Source organism: Chitinilyticum litopenaei DSM 21440, assembly GCF_000428145.1.
GTDB lineage: Bacteria > Pseudomonadota > Gammaproteobacteria > Burkholderiales > Chitinibacteraceae > Chitinilyticum > Chitinilyticum litopenaei.
Genome location: NZ_ATZJ01000006.1, coordinates 129,951 through 151,723, shown reverse-complemented (window position 1 = coordinate 151,723; position 21,773 = coordinate 129,951). Strand labels below are relative to the sequence as shown.

Below are 21,773 nucleotides of genomic sequence, written 5' to 3'. Positions count from 1 at the left end.
CCTTGGCGACATCGATACCGAGATAGATCATGCTTGTTTCCAGTGATTGCGTTTGCCAACTTCACCCACTTGCCTTGTGCATGCAGGGTCTGGGCCCTTGGCTACCGTTCAGTGTTCAGGCTGGCGAAGAGGTGGGAGAAGGGCTTGATCTGCGATACAAGGTTTGGACCTTAAGGGAATCCACAAGCTGTCCTTCTCCCGATTGGCGGAAGCTAACCGCCAAGTACTGCGAGATACAAGGGTAGCCCGAAGGGCCGGCGGAGCGGGCGCGCCTTGGGGGTGTCGGGGGGCTTGGCAAGACAAGCCCCCTGACGTGCAGCCGGGCACCCCCGGCATGCAAACACCGCGCCGCAGGCGCAGAAAACCTGTTCCCCACACAGATCCATTCCCCGCGTCTGCGCCATTTACAATACCGGCGTCGCCCTAGGCCGTTCCTGCCATGAAAATCTACCGCTCCGACCACTACCCGATGCCGCTGCCGGCGGGCCACCGTTTCCCGGTGGTCAAATACGCCATGCTGTATGAGCAGGTAGCCCTTTTTGCGAAAGGGCTGTGTGTTGATACCCCCGTTGCCACGACCGACGAGCTACTGGCGGCACACGCGCCGGACTACGTGCAGCGGCAACTGGCCGGGCTGCTGACGCCTGCCGAAGAACGGGTGATCGGCCTGCCGTGGTCGCCGGAGCTGGTGCTGCGCTCGCGCGCGTCCACTGGCGCCACGCTGGCGGCCTGCCGCGCGGCGCTGGCCGAGGGCTGCGGGGTGAGCCTGGCCGGCGGCACGCACCATGCCCATGCTGACCATGGCAGCGGTTTTTGCGTGTTCAACGATTCGGCGGTGGCGCTGCGCGTGCTGCAGCGGGAAGGATTGATCGGGCGCGCGCTGGTGATCGATCTGGACGTGCACCAGGGCAACGGCACCGCGCACATGCTGCGCGATGATCCTGCGCTGTTCACGTTTTCCATGCACGGCCGCAACAATTTTCCGTTTAGCAAGGAAGCCAGCGACTGGGACATCGAGCTGGACGACGGTTGCGACGACGCCAGCTATCTTGCGCTGCTGGCCGGCACGCTGCCGCAGCTGTTCGCGCTGGCCGCACCCGATCTGGTGATCTATCTGGCCGGCGCCGACAGCTACGCCGGCGACCGGCTGGGCAAGTTGAATCTCAGCCGTGCCGGGCTGGCCGAGCGCGACCGGCAGGTGTTCGCCGCGTGCCGGCGCTTTGGCGTGCCCGTGGCGGTGACGATGGGCGGCGGCTATGCCGAGCCGATCACCGACACGGTGGCCATCCAGGCGGAAACCGTCCGGCTGGCGCTTGCCCGCTTTGCCTGAGGCTCCCGATAATGCAGGCATGAGACTGCTGCGAACCGCCTTGATGCTCTGTGCATTGCTGCTGCTGGTGCCGGCCGGCGCCGCGCCGCCGCAGCTGCGTGTCGCCTACTTCGAGCTGCCCGGCCACGGCGAAGCCCGGGCCGATGAGCGCGGCCGGCAAGGTGCGGCGCTGGCCTATTTTGACCTGATTGCCGCCGAAATGGGCGTGCAGCCCGTGTACAAGCTGCAGCCCTTGCCCCGCCTGCTGCAGCGCCAGGATTACGATCTGGTGCTGTATCTGGGGCGTACTCCCGAGCGCGAACGCGTGCTTGCCTTCGCGCCAACCGCGTTCTTTCACATGCAGGGCGTGCTGGCGGTGCGTGCCGACAGCAATCTGGTCCGGATTCGCGGCATTGACGATTTGCTGCCACTGACCATCGGCGTGTGGGGCGACGGCTACCGCTCGCCCTTGCTGCGCGATCCGCGCTTGCGGCTGGAGGCGCTGGTCGGCGCGCGGGTCGTCGAGCGCAATCTGGCGAAGCTGCGGCGCGGCCGCATCCAGGGCTATTACAGCCCGGATGCCGACTCGCTGCGCCAGGTGCTGGCCCGGCAGTCCGGCGGAGTCGATATTCGCCTGCTTGCCTTGCCCGAGGCGCCTCAGGCGCTGCATGCGGCATTCAGCGCCAGCGGCAGGACATGGCTGCCCGCGTATGAGGCGGCGCTGCGCACGGTGCAGCGGCAACGCCCGTATGCCTTGTTTTTCAGCGATTATCAGGCGCGCTGAGCCCGACTTTTCCTGCTGCGGCAGCGCGCTGCTGCGGTTTGATGCAGATCAAGCTCCGCGCCCGCGCTTTTGTCACAGTGCGGTCTTCACGACAAGAACAAGGAGATCGCCGTGGACAAGCTGATCGAATGGTCGGATGAGCTCTCGGTAGGCATTCAGGAAATCGACGAGCAGCACAAGGTGCTGGTGGGGCTGCTCAACGAGCTGCACGACGCCATCCGCCATCGGCACGGCAGCGCCGCATCGGCGGCCATCCTCAACCGGCTGGCCGATTACACGCGCACCCACTTCACCGTGGAAGAAAGCCTGATGCGCATTCTGGGTTATCCCGATTACGAGGAGCACAAGGGCCACCACGAGGCGCTGATCGCGCAGATGCAATCGCTGCAGCAAAGGCTGGCGGCTGGCGAGACGGTGACGTTCGAATTGCTGCACTTCCTGCGCAACTGGCTGACCAACCACATTCTGGAAGGCGACAAGCGCTATACCGAGCATTTCCTGTCGCGCGGCGCGCAGCGCAGCTGGCAGAAGAAGGGCTGGCTGGATCGCTTCTGGTCGCATTGATCAGGGTATTGCTCTGTAGCCTATTAGAGAAAAGGGCTACAGGGCAATACCCTGGATGGCGTGGCTCCAGAATGCATAAACGACAAAACTCAGCAACATCGCCAGCAAGGGGCGCTGGCTGAGCCAGGCGATCAGGCCGGCGACCAGCGTGCCGATCAGCCACGGGTTGCGCCAGTCCAGCCACAGGCTGCCGGCGGGAGCCAGCGCCATGGGCACGATCAGTGCCGACAGCACCGCAGCCGGGACAAAGCGCAAGGCGCGCCGCAGCCAGGCCGGAAAACGCAGGCGATCACCAGGCAAGATAAAGAGGGCGCGGGTGGCAAAGGTGACGATGGCCATCCCGATGATGGCAAGCCAGATGCTCATGCTTGCAGCTCCCCGGCCGGGCGGCGCAACAGGGTTTCTGTCAGGATGCCACCCAGGATGCCGAACAGTGCGGCAAGCAGCAGATCAAGCTTGTAGGGCAGGCCGCGCAGCAGCAGGGCGCAGGCGCTGGCGGTCAGTGCGGCGACCAGTACCGGCGAATCCCGCAGTTGCGGTGCGACAATGGCGGCAAAGGTGGCCACCATGGCAAATTCCAGCCCCCAGTCGCGCAGTTGCGGAACCTGCTGGCCCAGTGCGATGCCGGCCAGCGTGGCCAGCAGCCAGGTGCCATACATCGCCACACCACAGCCCAGCAGGTACCAGCGGGTGGTGGGCGTATCGCCGTCGCGGCGCAGGCGGGCATCAAACACGGCAAACAGTTCATCGGTCAGCACAAAGCTGAGCAGGTAGCGCCAGCGCGCGGGCCAGTGGCCGATGTGTGGCTGCACGCTGGCCGAGTACAGTGCATGGCGCAGATTGACCACCAGCGTAGTCAGCCAAAGTACCGGCAGACTCACGCCGGCCGCCAGCAGGCTGACCGCGATGAACTGGGCCGAGCCGGCAAACACCAGCAGCGACATGCCGAAGGTCTGCAGCGGGCTCAGGCCGGCGTTGAGTGCCAGGGCACCGAAGATCAGGCCGAAGGGCGCGGCGCCGACCAGCAGGGGCAGCATGTCGGTGATGCCGGCCGTAATGGCCGTGGAGCGCGTGTGCATGGTGTGAAGGCGGGAGCAAACCGCCAGTATGCCGGCTGGTCGCCCGGGCGGCCAAGTCCGGAAAAACCAGGGGCCGCTTGCGCGGCCCCCGGATGCGGCTTACTTGACGACGCGCAGTTGCGGCCGCCCGCTGGGGCGCGGCGGCGGAGCGTCGTCGTCGGGGTTGTCGCTGCTGGCCGGAGCATCGGCGAGCTGGCTGTGCTCGGGCACGCCCTCGTATTCGAAGCCCATGCCCTCGCCGTTTTCGCGCGCGAAGATCGACACGACCGCGCCGACCGGGATGCTGATGTCGCGCGACACGCCGTTGAAGCGCGCCGAGAAGCTGATGTAGTCGTTGCCGATGGTCAGGTTGCGCGTGGCGTTGTAGCTGATGTTCAGCACGATTTCGCCATTTTTCACGAATTCCTGCGGCACCTGCATTTTCTGGCGCACGGCGACGACCAGGTACGGCGTAAAGCCCTGGTCGGAGCACCATTCATGCAGTGCGCGGATCAGATAGGGTTTGGTCGAGACGGTCGTTTGCATGGTTTTCTCCGTGAGGTGCGAGGTGTGAGGCGTGAGGTGTCGCCCCTCACTCCTCACCCCTCACCGAGTTACTTGCGCATGGCCTTTTCGTTGGCGGTCAGCGAGTCGATGAAGGCCTGACGGCTGAAGAGGCGCTCGCCATACTTCAGTACCGGGGCCATGGCCTTGGTGATTTCGATGCCGTAGTGCTCCAGGCGCCACAGCAGCGGGCCGATGGCTACATCCAGCATAGAGAATTCTTCGCCCAGCATGTATTTCTGGCGCGCGAAGATCGGCGCGATCTGGGTGAGGCTGTCGCGGATGGCCACGCGGGCGGCTTCCTGGGTCTTCTTGTTGCTGCTGCCGTCTTCCAGCGTCTTGACGTGAATGAACAGCTCGCGCTCGAAGTTGAACAGCATCAGGCGGGCGCGGGCACGCATCACCGGGTCGGCCGGCATCAGCTGCGGGTGCGGGAAGCGCTCGTCGATGTATTCGTTGATGATGTTGGATTCATAGAGCTGCAGTTCACGCTCGACCAGTACCGGTACTTCGTTGTACGGGTTCATCACGGCCAGATCTTCCGGCTTGCTGTGGATGTCCACGTCCAGGATTTCAAAATCCATGCCCTTTTCAAAGAGCACAATGCGGCAGCGGTGGCTAAATGGGCAGGCGGTGCCCGAGTACAGCTTCATCATGAATGGAGACTCCGCGCAAGAGGGTTGCAACAAAAGCGCGATTGTACCGGGACGTTGCCGGCAATTTCAAAAATTTCGCGGCAAGTTGCTGATTTGCATGAGAAAAGCGAAACGGACGCCGAGGCGTCCGTTCCGGGTAGTGCAGCAGTCTGGAAAACGCGGGGCGAGGCCCGGAGCAGGGCAGGAACTGGCGCAAAACCGGGGTGCACCGGGGCAAACGCGGATTTTGGGCCAGCTTCCCGCACAGCACTCGGGCTGCGCTGCCGATCTTAATGGACGTCCTTCCAGTATTCCTTCTTCAGCAGGTAGCTGATCGGGATCAGCACGAAGAGCAGGAAGAGCAGCACCAGATAGCCGATCTGCTCGTTCTTGACCTTGACCGGCTCGCTCATGAACACCATGTAGTTCACCAGATCACGCACGCGATCGTCGTACTCCTTGTTGTCCAGCTCGCCCTTGGCGTTCTTGGTGGTCAGCAGGCCGGGCGACTCCAGCTTCAGGCCGGTCAGTACTTCTTCTTCCTTGCCGGTGCTGTGGTTCTTCACCTTCTCGTACACCGCCACCTGCTCGCCCTGCAGCTCCCACAGCACGTGCGGCATGCCGACCTTGTCGAACACGCGGTTGTTCCAGCCGGTCGGACGGCTTTCGTCGCGGTAGAAGCCGCGCAGATAGCTGTACAGCCAGTCGGCGCCGCGCGAACGCGCGATCAGCGACAGGTCGGGCGGGGTGGCGCCAAACCATTGCTTGCCGTCCTGCGCGGCCATGGCCACCTTCATGGTATTGCCGACCTTGTCACTGGCGAACATCAGATTGTTCTTGATCTGGTCTTCGGTGAGGCCGATGTCCTGCAGGCGGTTGTAGCGCATCACGGCGGCGCCGTGGCAGGACAGACAGTAGTTCACGAAGGTCTGTGCGCCGCGCTGCAGGCTTTCGGTATCGCGCAGATTGATGTTGGCGGCATCCAGCGGCACGCCGGCGCTGGCCGCGAAGGCCGGAGCGGACGCGGCCAGACCGAATGCCAGCACGAGCTTGCTAATCATTTTTTTCATTCCTTTCCCCTTACACCAGCTTCGCGAAGGCATACGCGCCGCCGATGGCGATGGCGACATACACGAAGAACATGAGCTTCTGACGGGCGGTGCTGAAAGTAACCCGCTCAGGTACCGGTGCGGAGGGCTTTTCGTTCTTGGTGTAGAACGGCATACCCAGGAAGAAGCCGAAGTAGATGACCGACAGGATCTGGGCGATCACGGTGCGCAGATTGGTCGACGGCAGTGCGCCCAGAATGCCCAGGCCGATGAAGGCGATCAGGAACAGTACCAGCGCCACCTTGAAGGTGGTGCTGCGGTAGCGGATGGACTTGATCGGCGAACGGTCGAGCCACGGCAGCGCCGCGATGATCATCACCGCCGCACCCATGCCCAGCACGCCCCAGACCTGGGTGCCCAGGAAGGACGGGATGGCGCGCAGAATCGCGTAGTAGGGCGTGAAGTACCAGACCGGCGCGATGTGCGGCGGGGTCTTCAGCGGGTCGGCCGGATCGAAGTTCGGATGTTCGAGGAAGAAGCCGCCCATTTCCGCCGAGAAGCCGGCCACGCTGAACACGATGGCCGAGAATACGGCCAGGAAGACTGCCACGCCGAGAATGTCCTTCACGGTGTAGTAGGGGTGGAAGGGAATGCCGTCGAGCGGGATGCCGGTCTTCGGATCCTTGTTCTTCTTGATTTCCACGCCGTCCGGGTTGTTGGAGCCGACTTCATGCAGCGCCACCAGGTGAGCCACGACCAGGCCCAGCAGCACCAGCGGCACGGCGATCACGTGCAGCGCGAAGAAGCGGTTCAGTGTCGCGTCGGAAACCACGAAGTCGCCACGGATGAACTCGGACAGATCCGGGCCGATCACCGGGATGGAGGCGAACAGGTTGACGATTACCGCGGCGCCCCAGAAGGACATCTGGCCCCAGGGCAGCAGGTAGCCGAGGAAGGCTTCGGCCATCAGGCACAGGAAGATCAGCATGCCGAAGATCCACACCAGCTCGCGCGGCTTCTTGTACGAGCCGTAGATCAGGCCGCGGAACATGTGCAGGTAGACCACCACGAAGAACATCGACGCGCCGGTGGAGTGCATGTAGCGGATGATGCTGCCGCCCGCCACGTCGCGCATGATGTATTCGACGGAGGCGAAGGCCACCGAGATGTTGGTGCCCGGAATCAGATTGCCGTCCGGCTTGTAGTTCATCGTCAGGAAAATGCCGGTGACGATCTGGATGACCAGCACCAGCATCGCCAGCGAGCCGAAGAAGTACCAGAAGTTGAAGTTCTTCGGGGCGTAGTATTCGGAAACATGCGCCTTCCAGGTGCTGGTGAGCGGGAAACGCTCATCCACCCAGTTCAGGACCTGCTGTCCGGTCTGCAGAAGTTTGCTCATGACTCGTTAACCTCGCTTATTTGTCTTCACCGATCAGCAGACGGGCGTCGCTGAGGTATTTGTGCGGAGGAATGACCAGATTGGTCGGGGCCGGAACGCCGGAGTACACGCGGCCGGCCAGGTCGAATTTGGAGCCGTGACAGGGGCAGTAGAAGCCGCCCAGCCAGTCCGCGCCAAGATCGGCGGGCGCCAGATCGGGGCGGAAGGTCGGTGAACAGCCCAGGTGGGTACAGACGCCCACCGCAACCCAGATTTCCGGCTTGATCGAGCGGTTGCCGTTCTTGCAGTACTCGGGCTGGTGGTCGACATCGGATTTCGGGTCGGCCAGCTTGCTGTCGAGCTTGGGCAGGCCTGCCACCATTTCCGGCGTGCGCTTGACTACCCAGACCGGCTTGCCGCGCCATTCCACATTGATTTTCTGGCCGGCTTCAAGCTTGCTGATGTCCACTTCCACCGGTGCGCCGGCGGCCTTGGCCCGCTCGGAAGGCAGGAAACTGGCAACAAACGGGGTAGCTACCCCGAGTGCCGCGCCTGCGCCGGCGGCGCTGGTCGCAATTACCAGAAACCGCCGCTTGCTATTGTCTACTTGCTGGTCACTCATAACCGAATCCCTGATTGACGTAACTCAAAGCGAAAACTGTCAAATTCTACCCGAAACGGGCCGGGAACTTAATACCAAGAGCGCAAGTAGGGATATCTGGTTGCGAAAGCAGCAAATGCCCCGTCCCGCTGGCTGCGTTTCAGCGGCTGGCGGCCTGCTGCTGGTAGCGCGGCAGTTCGGCCAGCAGTTGCTCCTGCAGGCTTTGCGTGATTTCGACGCCGGTTTCGCGGGTGGTGCCGGGGTGGGTGTACTGGAAGACGCGGGCCGACAGGCGTTGCGCGCCGTTTTCCGGGGTGAGCTGATAGACCATGCGCGCTTCGCTGGGGTTGCTGGTGCGCTGCATGGCCAGGCTCAGCTCGACGCGGCTGCCGCTGCGGCTTTTCAGTTTCATGCCTTTTTGCTGCGTGCGGTAATTGACGACGTCATCCAGGATGGCCTTGCTGCTGCGGCCACGGATCAGCACGCTGGGAGCAGCGCTGCTGGTGGCCGGAGCGCTGGCCGCGACGGGCTTGCTGGCAACGGGAGCCGGCGTCGGGGTGGGCGCCGGCGGATTATTCGGAGGGGCGTTCGTGGTGGCGCAGGCGGCCAGCAGGGCGCTGGCCAGCAGGGCGCTCAGCTTAAACGGGGTTGTCGAGATCAAGGTAGACGTGCTCCAGATTGAATTCGGTGGCGAGGTGGGCGCACAGGGCCTGGATGCCGTAGCGCTCGGTGGCGTGGTGGCCGGCGGCGACAAACCCGACCCCGCTTTCGCGCGCCAGATGGGTGACGAATTCGGATGCCTCGCCGGTCAGGAAGCAATCCACGTCCAGCGCGGCCACCTCGTGGAAATACGATTGTGCCCCACCGCTGCACCAGGCGATGCGACGGACTTCACTGCGGCCGGGGATCACCAGTGGTTCGCGCCCCAGCACGGTGTGAATCCGTGCGCTCCAGGCCGGCCAGTCGCACGGTACGCTGAGTTCGCCCAGCCAGACCATGTCCTGTTCGCCGCAGCGTCCGGTGGGCGTGATGCCGAGCAGTTGCCCCAGTCGCGCGTTGTTGCCCAGTTCGGGGTGGGCATCCAGCGGCAGGTGGTAGCCGAACAGACTGAGGTCATGGCGCAACAGTGCGGCGATGCGAGCCTTCTTCTGGCGCACGATGGGCGCGGCTTCGCTTTTCCAGAAAAAACCGTGATGCACGAGCAGCGCGTCGGCGCCAATGGCAATGGCGGCATCGATTGCGGCCTGCGAGGCGGTCACGGCGCTGGCGATTTTCCGGATGCTGTCGCGGCCCTCGACCTGCAGGCCATTGGGGGCATAATCGCGAAAGCGATCCTGCATAAGCAGTTGTCCGATATACTTTTCGAGTTCGTTACGCTGTATCGGCATTCTTGGTCAACATGAAAAAAATCTGGCTGATTTTCGCACAAACCGTGACGGTTGCGCTGGGTGTCTGGGCCGTGCTGGCCGTGCTCCAGCCGCAATGGTTGCAACCGCAGCCGGTCGCTCCACGGCCGGCACCTGTCGCGGCGCTGCCGGCGCCGGTCGTGGCATCCGCGCCACAAAGCTACCGCGAGGCCGCACAGGCGGCGCTGCCCTCCGTGGTCAATATCTATACCGCCCAGCAGGTGCGTCGCCCGAAGCGCCAGCTTGATGATCCGCTGTTCCGTTTTTTCTACGGTGACCGCCAGGGCGGCGAATCGCCACGCACGGCCAGTCTGGGCTCAGGGGTGATCGTGTCGGCCGATGGCTATATCGTGACCAACAATCACGTCGTTGCCGGCGCGGACCAGATCGAGGTGGCGCTGGCGGATGGCCGCACCGCCGAGGCGCGCCTGATCGGCACTGACCCGGAGACCGATCTTGCGGTGATCCGCATCGAGGCGGAAAACCTGCCGGTGGTGCAGTTTGGCGATGCCGACGGCCTGCAGGTGGGCGATGTGGTGCTGGCGATCGGCAACCCCTTCGGCGTGGGGCAGACGGTGACGATGGGCATCGTGTCCGCGCTCGGACGCTCCGAACTGGGCATCAATACCTTTGAAAACTTCATTCAGACCGATGCGCCGATCAATCCGGGCAATTCCGGTGGCGGGCTGATCGACACGCGCGGCGCACTGGTCGGCATCAATACCGCGATTTATTCGCGCAGCGGTGGTTCGCTGGGCATCGGTTTCGCCATTCCGGTGAGTACGGTGCGTCAGGTAATGGATGCCATCATCCGTGATGGCGCGGTGACACGCGGCTGGCTGGGCGTCGAGGTGCAGGACGTGACGCCGGAGCTGGCGGCGTCCTTCCGTCTGAGCCGCGCCGAGGGTGCGCTGATCGCCGGGGTGGTGCGCGGCGGTCCGGCCGATGCGGCCGGCTTGCGCCCGGGCGATGTGCTGCTGGCCATCAATGGTCAGCCGGTGAAGAATTCCAGCGCCATGCTGAACATGATGTCGGCGCTGACGCCGGAGTCGGAAGTGGCGCTGCGCATTGCCCGGGGCGGACAGGAGCTGGCGCTGGCGGCGCGCGCCGGCAAGCGGCCGCGAATCAATCGCTGAGCGGCGAGCCGGGCTGATCGCTCAACGGCATTCAAGGCCGGGGTGCCGTGGCGCGCAGCGCCGCCAGGTGTTTGCTCTGCGCCTGGTGGGCGCCTCGGCGCCCGGTTTTCATCTTGCGGGTATGTATCTGCGGCCTTTTGCCTTGCTGGGTTGCGTGGCAATACCCTCAGCCTTGCAGTAGCAGGTCTTCAGCTGCTGCCAGACCTTCCGGCTCGCCCAGCAGGACCAGCACATCGCCGTTTTGCAGTGTGAAGTCGCTGGCGGCGGTCTGCGGCGGCTGGTTGCGCCGGCGGATGCTGCGGATTTCGACATGCAGGCGCGCCAGATCCAGCTCGCCCAGTGTCTTGCCGATGGCGTGGGCGCCTTCGCTGAGCAGCAGGGTGTGCAGCCTTGCCTGGCGCTGATGGCTGTCCTCGTCGAATTCTTCGCTGATGCCGCGATAAAAGCCGCGAATCAGTTCGTAGCGCGATTCGCGCACCTCGCGAATGCGCTTGACCACCTTGTTGAGCGGCACGCCCAGCAGCATCAGCGCATGCGAGGCGAGCATCAGGCTGCCTTCCATGATTTCCGCGACGACTTCGGCGGCGCCGGCCGCGCGCAGTTTTTCGATGTCATGATCGTCGGTGGTGCGCACGATGATGGGCAGGCCCGGGCGCAGCTGGTGCACGGTTTCGATGATCTGCAGTGCCGAGTGCGTGTCGGAGTAGGTGACCACCAGTGCCTGCGCGCGCATCAGCCCGGCCGCCAGCAGTACTTCGCGCTTGGCGGCATTGCCGAACACCACCGATTCGCCGGCCGCACTGGCCTCGCGAACCTTCTCGGGGTCGAGGTCGAGCGCGAAAAAGGGAATGTTCTCGCAGGCCAGAATCCGCCCCAGCGACTGACCGCTGCGGCCATAGCCGCAGAGGATGACGTGCTTCTGCGCGGCCATCGAGCGCACCGCAATCTGGTGCAGGCTGGCGGCCATGTTCATCCATTCCGAGCTGGCCAGCCGCAGTACCAGCTTGTCCGAGTGTTGCAGCAGGATGGGCGTGATCAGCATCGACACGATCACGGCGGCCAGCGCGCTTTGCAGGAAGGGCGTGGGAATCAGTTGCTGGCCAGCGGCCAGCGCCAGCAGCACGAAGGCGAATTCGCCGCCCTGTCCGAGGGCGAAGCCGGTGCGCAGGGCCGTGCCGGGCGTATCGCCAAACAGTCGCGCGACGCCGGCGATGATGAGGATCTTGCCCGGCACCAGAAACAGCACCAGCAAGAGGATGCGCCACCACTCCTGCAGCAGCAGCTGTAGGTTCAGGTTCATGCCGACGGTCACGAAAAACAGCCCGAGCAGCAGGTCGCGAAACGGGCGGATGTCGTCTTCCACCTGGTAGCGGTATTCGGTTTCGGAAATCAGCATGCCGGCGATAAAGGCGCCCAGCGCCAGCGACAGGCCGGCCAGTTCGGTGATCCAGGCAATGCCCAGCGTGACCAGCAGCACATTGAGCATGAAGAGTTCGCTGGAGTGCTGGCGCGCGACCAGGTTGAACCAGGGGCGCATCAACTGCTGACCCAGCTTGAGCAGCAAGAGCAGCACCGCGGCAATGGTCAGCCCGGCGAAGCCCAGCTCGCGCCACAGCACCTCGGGCGGCTGGCCCAGTACCGGGATGATGATCAGGAAGGGGACGACGGCGAGATCCTGGAACAGCAGGATGCCAAAGGCATTGCGCCCCTGTGGCGTATTCATTTCATTGCGGTCGCTCAGCAGCTTGGAGACCATGGCGGTGGACGACATGGCCAGGGCGGCGCCCAGCGCCAGCCCGGCGCTGAACGGCACGGCGGCCAGCTGCATCAGTCCGGCCAGCAGGGTGGCCGTGACGATGACCTGCGCCGCACCCAGTCCGAACACGATGCGTTTCATGCTGTAAAGCCGCGCCAGATTGAATTCCAGCCCCAGCGTGAACATCAGGAAGACAATGCCGAATTCGGCGAGGTGGCCGGTGGCTTCGTCGGAGGGAATCAGGGCGAGGGCGTGCGGACCGATGGCCAGCCCGACCAGCAGGTAGCCGAGCATGGGGGGCCATTTCAGGCGGCGGCACAACACCACCGTCACTACGGCGGTGGCAAGCAGGGTCAGGACGGGGGCGAGCGGGGTGGCAGACAAGAAGCGGCTCCGGAAAGTGCGGCAATTATAGCCCAGCGCGCCGCAGCGATCCGTTTGGCATCATTTGTGCTTGGCGGCGGTGGCCGAGCGCGGGCTTCGTCCCTTATACTGTTTTGCTATGCAAACCCCCGACTTCTTTCTGGCCTGCGCGCAGCGTGTGCTGCTGGCCGAAGCCCAGGCGGTCGCGGCGCTGGTCGCGCGGCTTGATCCGGCCTTTGCCGATGCCTGCCGCCTGGTGCTGGCCAGCCAGGGGCGGGTGGTCGTGATCGGCATGGGCAAGTCCGGCCATGTGGCGCGCAAGATTGCCGCGACCATGGCCAGTACCGGCACGCCGGCCTTTTTCGTCCATCCGGCCGAGGCCGTGCATGGCGATCTGGGCATGATCACCCGGCAGGATGTGGTGCTGGCGCTGTCCAATTCCGGCGAGAGCGACGAGGTGCTGGCGCTGCTGCCCAGCCTGAAGCGTCTAGGGGTGCCCATTATTGCCATGACGGGCAATCGGCTGTCCACGCTCGGGCAGGCGGCCACCGTGCATCTGGATGCCTGGGTCGAGCAGGAGGCGTGCCCGCTGAATCTGGCGCCGACGTCGAGCACCACGGCTTCGCTGGCGCTGGGCGATGCGCTGGCCGTCGCGCTGCTGGAGGCGCGCGGTTTTCGCCAGGAGGATTTTGCCCTGTCGCACCCGGGCGGCACGCTGGGCCGGCGCTTGCTCGTGCATGTGGCCGATGTCATGCGCCAGGGCGACGCCCTGCCGGTGGTTGCCGACACGGCCTTGTTGAAGGATGCCCTGCTGGAAATCAGCCGCAAGGGGCTGGGCATGACGGCCGTGGTGCGCGGGGAGCGTGTTCGCGGCATCTTTACCGACGGCGATCTGCGCCGCGCGCTGGATCGCGGCGTCGATGTGCACACGGCGGCGGTGGCCGCCGTGATGACGCCGGACCCGGCCACGATACGCAGCGATGCGCTGGCGGTGGAGGCGGTGCAGCTGATGGAAGCGCGCCGCATCAACGGCCTGCTGGTGACGTCCGCCGATGGCCGGCTGGTCGGGGCGCTGAACATGCATGACCTGCTGCGCGCCCGGGTGGTCTGAGCTCGCGCGGTACCGAATTTCACAAATGACGAGGTTGGCGTAATGGTGGCAAGTGCAATGGTGACGAATGCAGCGGCGGTACGCCTGATGATTTTCGACGTGGATGGCGTGATGACCGACGGCAGCCTGTACTACACGGACACCGGCGAGGAAATCAAGGCCTTCAATTCGCTCGATGGCCATGGCCTGAAGATGCTGCGCGCCTCGGGGGTCAAGCTCGCCATCATCACCGGCCGCACCTCGAAGCTGGTGGCCAATCGCGCCCGGCATCTGGGTATCGACTTTCTGCATCAGGGGGCACACGACAAACTGGTCGTCTTCGAGCAATTGCTTGGCGAAGCCGGCGTGAGCGCCGCTGAATGCGGTTATATGGGTGACGATGTGGTTGATCTGCCGGTGATGCGGCGGGTCGGCTTTGCCGTGGCGGTGCCGGAAGCCCCCGAGCTGGTGCTGCAGTCGGCGCATTACGTGACCGGCCGTGCCGGCGGCCGCGGCGCGGTGCGCGAGCTGTGCGAATACCTGCTGCAAGCGCAGGGCAACTGGGAGTCGGCCATGGCTCCCTATCTGCGCTGAGGCCGGCGTGCGCGATCGCATCGTTACCCTCCTGCCGCTCTTGCTGGCCAGCGTGCTGGGCGCGCTGGTCTACCTGCTGAACCAGTTCAGCGTGGTCGAGCTCGGCGGCCGGCGGCCCTCGCCGCTGGCGGTGGACATGGTGGCGTCCGGTGCCATGGTTGTACGGCTCAATGAGCGGGGTATGCCTCTGTCACGTATACAGGCCAAGGACTTTCAGCATATACCCAAGGATGACACCATGCTGTTCACTGCGCCTGTGCTGTATCACAGCCCGCCGGGCCAGCCCTTGCTGACCGTCGTCGGTGAAAAGGCCCGCGCCGTGCACAAGGGGGACGAGGTGTTCTTTACCGGACAGGTGCTGCTAACGCGCGCCGCCGCACCCGGTGGCGCCGAGTTGCGTGTGCGCAGCAGTGAAATCTGGGTGGACACCAAAAACGAGCGGGCCCGCTCCAGCCAGCCGGTCGTGGCCGACCAGGGGCCGCATCATGCCGAAGCGGTCGGCTTTGTTGCCGATCACCGCCAGGAAACGCTGGAACTTCTTTCCCAAGTGAGGATGACTTATGTCCCGACTGCACGTGCTGCCCTTGGCGGCATTCCTGCTCGCTAGCCCCGCCTTCGCCGAAAAGGCGGACCGGGACAAGCCCATGAACATCGTGGCCGATCATTGTCTGGCCGAGCAGAAAACCCAGACCAGTACCTGCACCGGCAACGTGATCGTCACGCAGGGCACCATGCGCATCCAGGGTGACAAGCTGGTGACGCGCCAGGATGATGACGGCAACCAGTTCGGTCAGGGGGCCGGGCGGCCGGTGAAATTCCGCACCAAGCTCGACAACAGCCCCGACTGGCTGGAAGGCGAGGCGCTGCGTTTCGACTATAACGGCAAGACCGGCGTGCTCAAGCTGATGGACAAGGCCTGGGTCAGGCGGGCACAGGATACCGTCACCGGCGACGTGATCACTTACGACATGAGTACCGAGCAATACCAGGTCGACAGCGCCCAGGGCGGCCGGGTCAATATCACCATCACTCCGAAAAAGAAGAACGCGAGCGCCGCGCAATGATCAGCATGCTCAAGGCTAGCAGCTTGCAGAAAACCTACGGCAAGCGCACCGTCGTCCACGATGTCTCGCTGGAGATCGCCAGCGGCGAAGTGGTCGGCCTGCTGGGGCCCAATGGCGCCGGCAAGACCACCAGCTTTTACATGATTGTCGGACTGGTCGGCGCCAATGGCGGGCGCATCGAGCTGGATGGCCAGGACATCAGTGATTTGCCCATTCATCGTCGGGCCCGCCTGGGCGTGGGGTATCTGCCGCAGGAAGCGTCGATTTTCCGCAAGATGACCGTGGCCGAAAATGTGCGGGCGGTATTGGAGCTGCATTATTCCGAAAGCAGCGAAATCGACGTGCGCCTCGATGAATTGCTGCATGACCTGCATATTGCCCATTTGCGCAACGCCACCGCGTTGAGCCTCTCAGGCGGGGAGCGCCGTCGCGCCGAAATCGCCCGCGCACTTGCGAGCAATCCGCGCTTCATCCTGCTGGACGAACCCTTTGCCGGTGTCGATCCGATCGCGGTGATGGATATCCAGCGCATCATCGGCTTTCTGAAGGAGCGCGGCATCGGCGTGCTGATCACCGATCACAATGTGCGCGAAACGCTGGGCATCTGCGATCGCGCCTACATCATTTCCGAAGGTCGCGTACTGGCCGCCGGCCAGCCTGCCGCCATCATCCAGGACGAACACGTGCGTCGTGTTTATCTGGGTGAACACTTCCGGATGTAAGGCGGGAAACGCGATGAAGGCCAGCCTGCAGCTGCGCATGTCGCAGCAGCTCAATCTGACACCGCAACTGGCACAGTCGATCCGGCTTCTGCAGCTGTCCACGCTGGAGTTTCAGCACGAGCTGGAGACTTTCCTGGCCGAAAACCCGCTGCTGGAGCGCCAGGATGGCAGTGAGGAATCCTCGGGCGAGCAGGGCGAGACCGAGGTCGCGCAGACTGAAGTCGAGGCGGAGCGTCCGGACGATCTGGAGTTGCGCTGGGACGAGGTGCGCGCTCCGCGTGGCGACGACGATGATTATGATCCCGCGCTGAATGTGCCGCGCCACATCAGCCTGCACGAACACCTGCAGGAGCAGGCGCGGCTCCTGACCTTGTCGCCGCGTGATCGCGGGTTGGTGCTGCTGCTGATCGATGCGCTCGATGATGATGGCCTGCTGGGCCAGACCATCGAGGACATTCACGAGCAGTTCGCCGGTGAAGAGCTCAGAGAACTGGAGATCGAGCCCGACGACTGGCTGGTGGCCTTGCGCCACATCCAGCAGTTCGATCCTCCCGGAGTCGGTGCCCGCAATCTGGGCGAATGCCTGCATCTGCAGCTGCGCAATCACCCGGCCGGGCCCGTGCGTGAACTGGCCGAACAGATTGTGCTGCATTCACTCGATTTATTGGCGGCGCGGGACTACACTAGGCTCAAAAGGCTGTTACATTGCGATGAAACGGCGTTACGTTCGGCGATCGCCCTGATCGGTTCGCTGAACCCGCGACCGGGCAGTCAATGGGGAAATACCGATTCCAATTACATCGTGCCGGATGTGGTGGTCAGCAAGGTCCGTGGTCAGTGGGTCGTGCGCCTGTTTGGCGCCGCCCAGCCAAGATTGCGGGTCAATGAGCATTACGCCCGGCTGGTCCAGGGGAGCGAGGGGCAGGCGCTGGCAGCCCAGCTGCAGGAAGCGCGCTGGCTGGTCAAAAGCATCGAGCAGCGTGGTCAGACCATCCTGCGCGTGGCCGAAGCCATTGTCGAGCGTCAGAAGGCATTCTTCGAACTGGGTGAAGTCGCCATGCGGCCCTTGGTGCTGCGCGATATCGCCGAAGTGCTCGATCTGCACGAATCCACCGTTTCCCGGGTCACCACGCAGAAATACATGCTCACGCCGCGCGGCGTGCTGGAGTTCAAGTACTTTTTTGGCAGTCATGTGGACACCGACGCCGGCGGCGAATGCTCGGCGACGGCAATCAAGGCGCTGATCCGCCAGATGGTCCAGAATGAAAACAAGCAAAAGCCGCTGTCCGACAGCGCCTTGATGGAAGAACTCGCACGGCAGGGTATCGTGGTTGCGCGACGAACCGTTGCCAAGTACCGGGAAGCGCTGCAAATCGCTCCGGTTAATCAGCGCAAGTGCCTCTAGCAGGTCAAGACCGTAAGGAGAAAAACCATGAACCTCAACATCAGCGGCCATCATCTCGAAGTAACACCGGCAATCCGTGACTATGTCACCAGCAAGATCGACCGTGTGACGCGCCATTTCGACAATGTCATCGACGTTTCGGTCATCCTGTCAGTCGACAAGCTGCAACACAAGGTTGAGGCAACCGTGCACGTGCGCGGCAAGGACATCCACGTCGAATCGATCGATGAGGACATGTATGCCGCGATTGATGCGCTGGCGGACAAACTGGACCGTCAGGTCGTCAAGCACAAGGAAAAGCTGTCCGAACACCGCAATGAGGCCATCAAGCATCAGGCTGTTGCTGAATAATCGCAGCAGGTTGTTGCAACGGGAACGCCGCGAGTCGTTCCCGTTTTTCTTTTCCGCGCGGTCAGGGCTAAAATGGCTGCCACCTTCTGCTCGATGTGAGTTCCATGAGCTTGCTTACCCAGATTCTCCCGCCCGCCAACATCTTTCTGGATATGGATGTCGGCAGCAAGAAACGCGTTTTCGAACAAATCGGCATCGTCTTCGAAAACAGCCACGGCATTGCCCGCAGCGTCATTTTCGACAGCCTCTTTGCCCGTGAGAAGCTGGGCTCGACCGGGCTGGGCCAGGGCGTTGCCATTCCGCACGGCCGGATCAAGGGTCTGAAGGACGCCACCGGTGCCTTTGTGCGCCTGAAAGAGCCGATCTCCTACGATGCGCCCGACGGCAAGCCGGTCAATCTCATTTTCGTGTTGCTGGTGCCTGCCAATGCCACCGACCTGCACTTGCAGATCCTCTCCGAGCTGGCGCAGCTGTTCTCCGACAAGCGCATCCGTGAAGCGCTGGCCGACGTTGCCGAGCCGGCCGAGGCGTGGAAACTGATCTCCCTGTGGGAACCCTATAACGGCGAAGCCGTTTAAGGCCGTCATAACCCGGGAGTATCGCCATGCCGCAGATCACCGTCCGGCAGCTGTTCATCGACAATGCCGAGAAGCTGCGGCTGACCTGGCTGGCCGGCCAGTCCGGCGCCAACAATCTGCTGTCGAACGACGCCTCCGAACAAAAGCCCTCGCTCTCGCTGGTCGGCCACCTGAACTTCGTCCACCCCAACCGCATCCAGGTGCTGGGCATGGCCGAGGTGGCCTACATCAACGACCTATCGCCGGAGATGCTGCCCTCGCTGCTGGCCCAGCTCTTCAGCAAGGAAATGGCGGCGATGATCGTCGCCAACGACCAGACCGTACCGGACACCCTGCGCGAAGGGGCCGAGCGCCATCATGTGCCGCTCTTGACCAGCCCCGAGCAGTCGCCATATCTCATGGAGGTATTGCGCTACTACCTATCCAAATCGCTGGCTGTATCGACACACCTCCATGGGGTATTCCTCGATGTGCTGGAGGTTGGCGTGCTGCTGACCGGCGAATCCTCGATGGGCAAGAGCGAGCTGGCGCTGGAACTGGTGTCGCGCGGCCATGGCCTGGTCGCCGACGATGTCGTCGAGGTCTACCGCACCAACCCGGAAACGCTGGAAGGGCGCTGCCCGCCGATGCTGCGCGATTTTCTCGAGGTACGCGGGATCGGCGTGCTGAACATCCGCTCGATCTTCGGTGAAACCGCAGTACGGCCGAAGAAAAACCTCAAGCTCATCATTCATCTGGCCAAGGCCAGCGGCGAGACGCTCTCGCCGGTCGACCGCCTGCAGATGCAGGCCGCGACGCAGGAAATCCTCGGCGTGGCAATCCGCAAGCTGGTGATCCCGGTAGCGGCCGGTCGCAACCTTTCCGTACTGGTCGAGGCGGCGGTGCGCAACTACATCCTGCAGCTGCGCGGCATCGATTCGACGCGCGAATTCATCGAGCGCCACCAGAAATTCATGGAGATCGGCGAGTGAGCGCCAGAACCCAGGTGATCCTGCTGTCGGGGCTCTCGGGCGCCGGCAAATCGATTGCGCTGCGTGCGCTGGAAGATCTCGGCTACTACTGTCTCGACAATCTGCCCGCGCCGCTGTTGCCGCAGGCGGTGGCGCTGCTGGAAGAAGACGGCTATCCGCAGCTGGCGATCAGCGTCGATGCGCGCAGCGCGCACAGCTTTGCCAGTTTTCCCGAGCATCTCGACGCGCTGGTGCAGCTTGGCATGCAGGTGCGGGTGCTGTTTCTCGAAGCGCAGGATGCCACGCTGGTGCGTCGCTATTCCGAATCGCGCCGCAGTCATCCGCTCAGTCATGGCCAGCTCACCGTCAGCGAATGCATCGCGCTGGAGCGCGAAATGCTCTGCGCCGTGCGCGATGTCGCGCACGTGATCGATACCACCGGGCTGTCGGCCGGGCAGTTGCGCGCCTGGCTGCGCGACTTTGCCGCGCTCAGCTCGCACGCGATGACGCTGATTTTCCAGTCCTTCGGTTTCAAGCGCGGGCTGCCCAGCGATGCCGACTTTGTGTTTGATGCCCGCTGCCTGCCCAATCCCTTTTACGATCCCGAACTGCGGCCGCTGACCGGCAAGGACAAGCCGGTCGCCGACTTTCTCGAGGCGGAACCGAATGTCGGGCTGTTCATCGCCCAGGCACGCGGCATGCTGATGCAGTGGCTGCCCGAGTTCGAACGCGACCAGCGCGCCTTTCTCACCGTGGCCGTGGGGTGCACTGGCGGACAGCATCGCTCGGTCTATTGCGTCGAGCAGCTGGCCGCCATCTTCGCCGGCAGCCGGCCGGTGCTGATTCGTCACCGTGAGCAGCCACACGCCTGACTGGGCGGTCTGGCGCAGCCTGATCCGTCCCGGTGATGTCCTGCTGGCGCTGGCCCTGCTGGCCTTGCTGCCTGCGCTCTTTGCCTGGTGCTGGTCGGGCGACAGCGCCACCCGCGTGCGCATTTATCAGGATGGCCGCCTGTTTGCCGAGCTGGACCTGCAGGCCGCGCGCGTGCTGGCCGTGCCCGGCCCGCTGGGCACGACCTCGGTCGAAGTGGCCGCCGGGCGCGTGCGCATCGCCAGCGACCCCAGTCCGCGCCAGTACTGCGTGCACGCCGGCTGGCTGAGCCGTGCCGGGCAGAGCGCGATCTGCCTGCCCAACCGTACCAGCATCGAACTGATCGGCAAGGATGGCCCGGCCTATGACAGCCTCAGCTACTGAACAGACCTTGCGGGTCACCGCCGAAGACCGGCTGATCGCGCGCTGGACGGCGCTGGCGATTGCGCTGGCGGTCGCTGAAGCCGGCCTGCCTTCGCCGATCCCCGGCATCAAGCCGGGGCTGGCCAATATCGTCACCCTGCTGGTGTTGTACCGCGCCGGCTGGCGCGCCGCCGCCTGGGTGTCGCTGTTGCGCGTGCTGGTGGCCAGCATGGTACTGGGGGGCTTCTTTTCACCGGCGTTTGCCATGAGCCTGACCGGCGCCTGCTGCAGCCTCGCCGTGCTTGCTCCGGCCAGCCGCTTGCCGCGCCGCTGGTTTGGCCCGGTCAGCCTGTCGCTGCTGGCGGCGCTGGCGCACATGGCCGGGCAATTGCTGCTGGCGCGCCTGTGGCTGATTCCGCACAATGGCATCCTCTATCTGGTGCCCATCTTTGCCGTTGCCGCCCTGCTGTTCGGCGTGGTCAATGGCGTGCTGGTGGCGTGGCTGCAGCGCCGCCTTGAGGAAGAATCATGAAAACACTGACCGTGGCCTTTACCGGTGCCTCCGGACTGCCCTATGGCCTGCGCACGCTGGAGTGCCTGCTTGCCGCCGGCTGTACCGTGCACGTGGTCGCCACCCAGGCCGCCCACATCGTCGCCAGCCAGGAACTGGGTGAAACCTGGCCGGCACGTCCCGAGGCGTTCGGCAGGTATTTGCGGGAACGCTATGCTGTTGCTGAGGAAGCGCGGTTAACGGTGTGGGGTATGCAAGAGTGGTTCGCCCCCATGGCATCCGGCTCCAACCCGGGGGACGGCATGGTCGTGGTGCCCTGCACGATGGGCGCGCTGGCGGCGATTGCCGGCGGCATGAGCGAGAACCTGCTCGAGCGCGCCGCCGACGTGATGCTCAAGGAGCGCCGCGACCTGATTCTGGTGCCTCGCGAGGCGCCATTTTCCACGCTGCACCTGGAAAACATGCTCAAGCTCTCGCGCATGGGCGCCGTCATCCTGCCGCCCAACCCGGCCTTTTACCACCACCCGCAAACGATGGCCGACCTGATCGATTTCGTCGTTGCCCGCATCCTTGACCAGCTGCGCGTCCCGCACACACTGATGCGCCGCTGGGGGGCAGGCGGGGAGGCCGGGTAGCGGGCCGCCATCGCAGTCTGGAAGGCATGGCGGCGCC

At 64.0% G+C, this 21,773-nt stretch carries 27 protein-coding genes; 17 read left to right on the top strand and 10 right to left on the bottom strand.

Annotation, left to right across the window (positions count from 1 at the left end; all coding sequences use genetic code 11):
• The first annotated feature begins 439 nt into the window (after nt 1-439).
• The 3 genes from C515_RS0104445 to C515_RS0104435 all read left to right on the top strand — a co-directional run bounded on the left by C515_RS0104445 (nt 440) and on the right by C515_RS0104435 (nt 2,657).
• Entirely contained in the window at nt 440-1,330 is an 891-nt protein-coding gene (locus C515_RS0104445) for a histone deacetylase family protein (protein WP_028454558.1), read from the top strand.
• A 19-nt stretch (nt 1,331-1,349) separates the two neighbouring features.
• On the top strand, nt 1,350-2,093 hold the full coding sequence (locus C515_RS19470) for a substrate-binding periplasmic protein (RefSeq protein WP_028454557.1): 744 nt from the start codon (nt 1,350-1,352) through the stop codon (nt 2,091-2,093).
• Nucleotides 2,094-2,204: 111 nt separating this feature from the next.
• On the top strand, nt 2,205-2,657 hold the full coding sequence (locus tag C515_RS0104435; RefSeq protein WP_051304618.1) for a bacteriohemerythrin: 453 nt from the start codon (nt 2,205-2,207) through the stop codon (nt 2,655-2,657).
• A 36-nt stretch (nt 2,658-2,693) separates the two neighbouring features.
• Here C515_RS0104435 and C515_RS0104430 read toward each other — a convergent pair whose 3' ends face one another.
• The 9 genes from C515_RS0104430 to C515_RS0104390 form a co-directional block, all read right to left on the bottom strand.
• Nucleotides 2,694-3,023: an AzlD domain-containing protein gene (locus tag C515_RS0104430; protein WP_028454555.1), complete on the bottom strand. Its 330-nt coding sequence runs from the start codon at nt 3,021-3,023 to the stop codon at nt 2,694-2,696.
• Nucleotides 3,020-3,736: an AzlC family ABC transporter permease gene (locus tag C515_RS0104425; RefSeq protein WP_043648042.1), complete on the bottom strand. Its 717-nt coding sequence runs from the start codon at nt 3,734-3,736 to the stop codon at nt 3,020-3,022. The genes C515_RS0104430 and C515_RS0104425 overlap by 4 nt, the downstream gene beginning before the upstream one ends.
• Before the next feature lie 99 nt (nt 3,737-3,835).
• On the bottom strand, nt 3,836-4,261 hold the full coding sequence (locus tag C515_RS0104420) for a ClpXP protease specificity-enhancing factor (protein ID WP_028454553.1): 426 nt from the start codon (nt 4,259-4,261) through the stop codon (nt 3,836-3,838).
• Nucleotides 4,262-4,329: 68 nt separating this feature from the next.
• Entirely contained in the window at nt 4,330-4,935 is a 606-nt protein-coding gene (locus C515_RS0104415; protein WP_028454552.1) for a glutathione S-transferase N-terminal domain-containing protein, read from the bottom strand.
• Nucleotides 4,936-5,204: 269 nt separating this feature from the next.
• Nucleotides 5,205-5,984 (bottom strand): cytochrome c1, encoded by a 780-nt coding sequence (locus tag C515_RS0104410; protein WP_028454551.1) that lies wholly within the window; start codon nt 5,982-5,984, stop codon nt 5,205-5,207.
• A 10-nt stretch (nt 5,985-5,994) separates the two neighbouring features.
• Entirely contained in the window at nt 5,995-7,362 is a 1,368-nt protein-coding gene (locus tag C515_RS0104405) for a cytochrome b (protein WP_028454550.1), read from the bottom strand.
• Nucleotides 7,363-7,378: 16 nt separating this feature from the next.
• The gene (gene petA, locus C515_RS0104400) at nt 7,379-7,963 is read right to left on the bottom strand and encodes a ubiquinol-cytochrome c reductase iron-sulfur subunit (protein ID WP_028454549.1); all 585 of its coding nucleotides are present in this window, start codon (nt 7,961-7,963) and stop codon (nt 7,379-7,381) included.
• Nucleotides 7,964-8,102: 139 nt separating this feature from the next.
• A complete protein-coding gene (locus tag C515_RS0104395) occupies nt 8,103-8,603 on the bottom strand; it encodes a hypothetical protein (RefSeq protein ID WP_028454548.1) in 501 nt (166 codons plus the stop codon).
• Nucleotides 8,581-9,282 (bottom strand): Nif3-like dinuclear metal center hexameric protein, encoded by a 702-nt coding sequence (locus C515_RS0104390; protein ID WP_245574982.1) that lies wholly within the window; start codon nt 9,280-9,282, stop codon nt 8,581-8,583. Before C515_RS0104390 ends, C515_RS0104395 begins: the two co-directional genes overlap by 23 nt.
• 59 nt (nt 9,283-9,341) lie before the next feature.
• Here C515_RS0104390 and C515_RS0104385 point away from each other — a divergent pair, with 59 nt between their 5' ends.
• Nucleotides 9,342-10,484, top strand: coding sequence for a Do family serine endopeptidase (locus C515_RS0104385; RefSeq protein WP_028454546.1), 1,143 nt, complete (start codon nt 9,342-9,344; stop codon nt 10,482-10,484).
• 166 nt (nt 10,485-10,650) lie between these two features.
• On the opposite strand, the gene C515_RS0104380 is transcribed toward C515_RS0104385, so the two are convergent.
• Complete coding sequence (locus C515_RS0104380) at nt 10,651-12,624, bottom strand: monovalent cation:proton antiporter family protein (RefSeq protein WP_028454545.1); 1,974 nt, start codon at nt 12,622-12,624, stop codon at nt 10,651-10,653.
• A 118-nt stretch (nt 12,625-12,742) separates the two neighbouring features.
• Here C515_RS0104380 and C515_RS0104375 point away from each other — a divergent pair, with 118 nt between their 5' ends.
• From C515_RS0104375 to C515_RS0104315, 13 genes are all read left to right on the top strand, one after another.
• The gene (locus C515_RS0104375) at nt 12,743-13,714 is read left to right on the top strand and encodes a KpsF/GutQ family sugar-phosphate isomerase (protein ID WP_028454544.1); all 972 of its coding nucleotides are present in this window, start codon (nt 12,743-12,745) and stop codon (nt 13,712-13,714) included.
• A gap of 57 nt (nt 13,715-13,771) precedes the next feature.
• Nucleotides 13,772-14,287: a KdsC family phosphatase gene (locus C515_RS0104370; RefSeq protein ID WP_028454543.1), complete on the top strand. Its 516-nt coding sequence runs from the start codon at nt 13,772-13,774 to the stop codon at nt 14,285-14,287.
• A 7-nt stretch (nt 14,288-14,294) separates the two neighbouring features.
• Nucleotides 14,295-14,894: an LPS export ABC transporter periplasmic protein LptC gene (gene lptC, locus C515_RS0104365; RefSeq protein ID WP_028454542.1), complete on the top strand. Its 600-nt coding sequence runs from the start codon at nt 14,295-14,297 to the stop codon at nt 14,892-14,894.
• On the top strand, nt 14,848-15,351 hold the full coding sequence (gene lptA, locus C515_RS19465) for a lipopolysaccharide transport periplasmic protein LptA (protein WP_051304617.1): 504 nt from the start codon (nt 14,848-14,850) through the stop codon (nt 15,349-15,351). The genes lptC and lptA overlap by 47 nt, the downstream gene beginning before the upstream one ends.
• Nucleotides 15,348-16,073 (top strand): LPS export ABC transporter ATP-binding protein, encoded by a 726-nt coding sequence (lptB, locus tag C515_RS0104355; RefSeq protein WP_211233974.1) that lies wholly within the window; start codon nt 15,348-15,350, stop codon nt 16,071-16,073. Before lptA ends, lptB begins: the two co-directional genes overlap by 4 nt.
• 13 nt (nt 16,074-16,086) lie before the next feature.
• A complete protein-coding gene (locus tag C515_RS0104350; RefSeq protein WP_028454540.1) occupies nt 16,087-17,478 on the top strand; it encodes an RNA polymerase factor sigma-54 in 1,392 nt (463 codons plus the stop codon).
• A gap of 27 nt (nt 17,479-17,505) precedes the next feature.
• Nucleotides 17,506-17,829: a ribosome hibernation-promoting factor, HPF/YfiA family gene (hpf, locus tag C515_RS0104345; RefSeq protein WP_028454539.1), complete on the top strand. Its 324-nt coding sequence runs from the start codon at nt 17,506-17,508 to the stop codon at nt 17,827-17,829.
• Between the two features lie 104 nt (nt 17,830-17,933).
• Nucleotides 17,934-18,407, top strand: a complete 474-nt coding sequence (gene ptsN / locus C515_RS0104340; protein ID WP_028454538.1) for a PTS IIA-like nitrogen regulatory protein PtsN — start codon at nt 17,934-17,936, stop codon at nt 18,405-18,407.
• A gap of 26 nt (nt 18,408-18,433) precedes the next feature.
• Nucleotides 18,434-19,378: an HPr(Ser) kinase/phosphatase gene (hprK, locus tag C515_RS0104335; protein WP_028454537.1), complete on the top strand. Its 945-nt coding sequence runs from the start codon at nt 18,434-18,436 to the stop codon at nt 19,376-19,378.
• Nucleotides 19,375-20,229 carry an RNase adapter RapZ gene (gene rapZ, locus C515_RS0104330; RefSeq protein ID WP_028454536.1) on the top strand — a complete coding sequence of 285 codons (855 nt, stop codon included), beginning with the start codon at nt 19,375-19,377 and terminating at the stop codon, nt 20,227-20,229. The genes hprK and rapZ overlap by 4 nt, the downstream gene beginning before the upstream one ends.
• Complete coding sequence (locus tag C515_RS0104325) at nt 20,210-20,611, top strand: NusG domain II-containing protein (protein WP_245574981.1); 402 nt, start codon at nt 20,210-20,212, stop codon at nt 20,609-20,611. The genes rapZ and C515_RS0104325 overlap by 20 nt, the downstream gene beginning before the upstream one ends.
• Nucleotides 20,592-21,122, top strand: coding sequence for a Gx transporter family protein (locus C515_RS0104320; protein WP_028454534.1), 531 nt, complete (start codon nt 20,592-20,594; stop codon nt 21,120-21,122). Before C515_RS0104325 ends, C515_RS0104320 begins: the two co-directional genes overlap by 20 nt.
• Nucleotides 21,119-21,736: a flavin prenyltransferase UbiX gene (locus tag C515_RS0104315; protein WP_028454533.1), complete on the top strand. Its 618-nt coding sequence runs from the start codon at nt 21,119-21,121 to the stop codon at nt 21,734-21,736. The genes C515_RS0104320 and C515_RS0104315 overlap by 4 nt, the downstream gene beginning before the upstream one ends.
• Nucleotides 21,737-21,773: the final 37 nt, after the last annotated feature.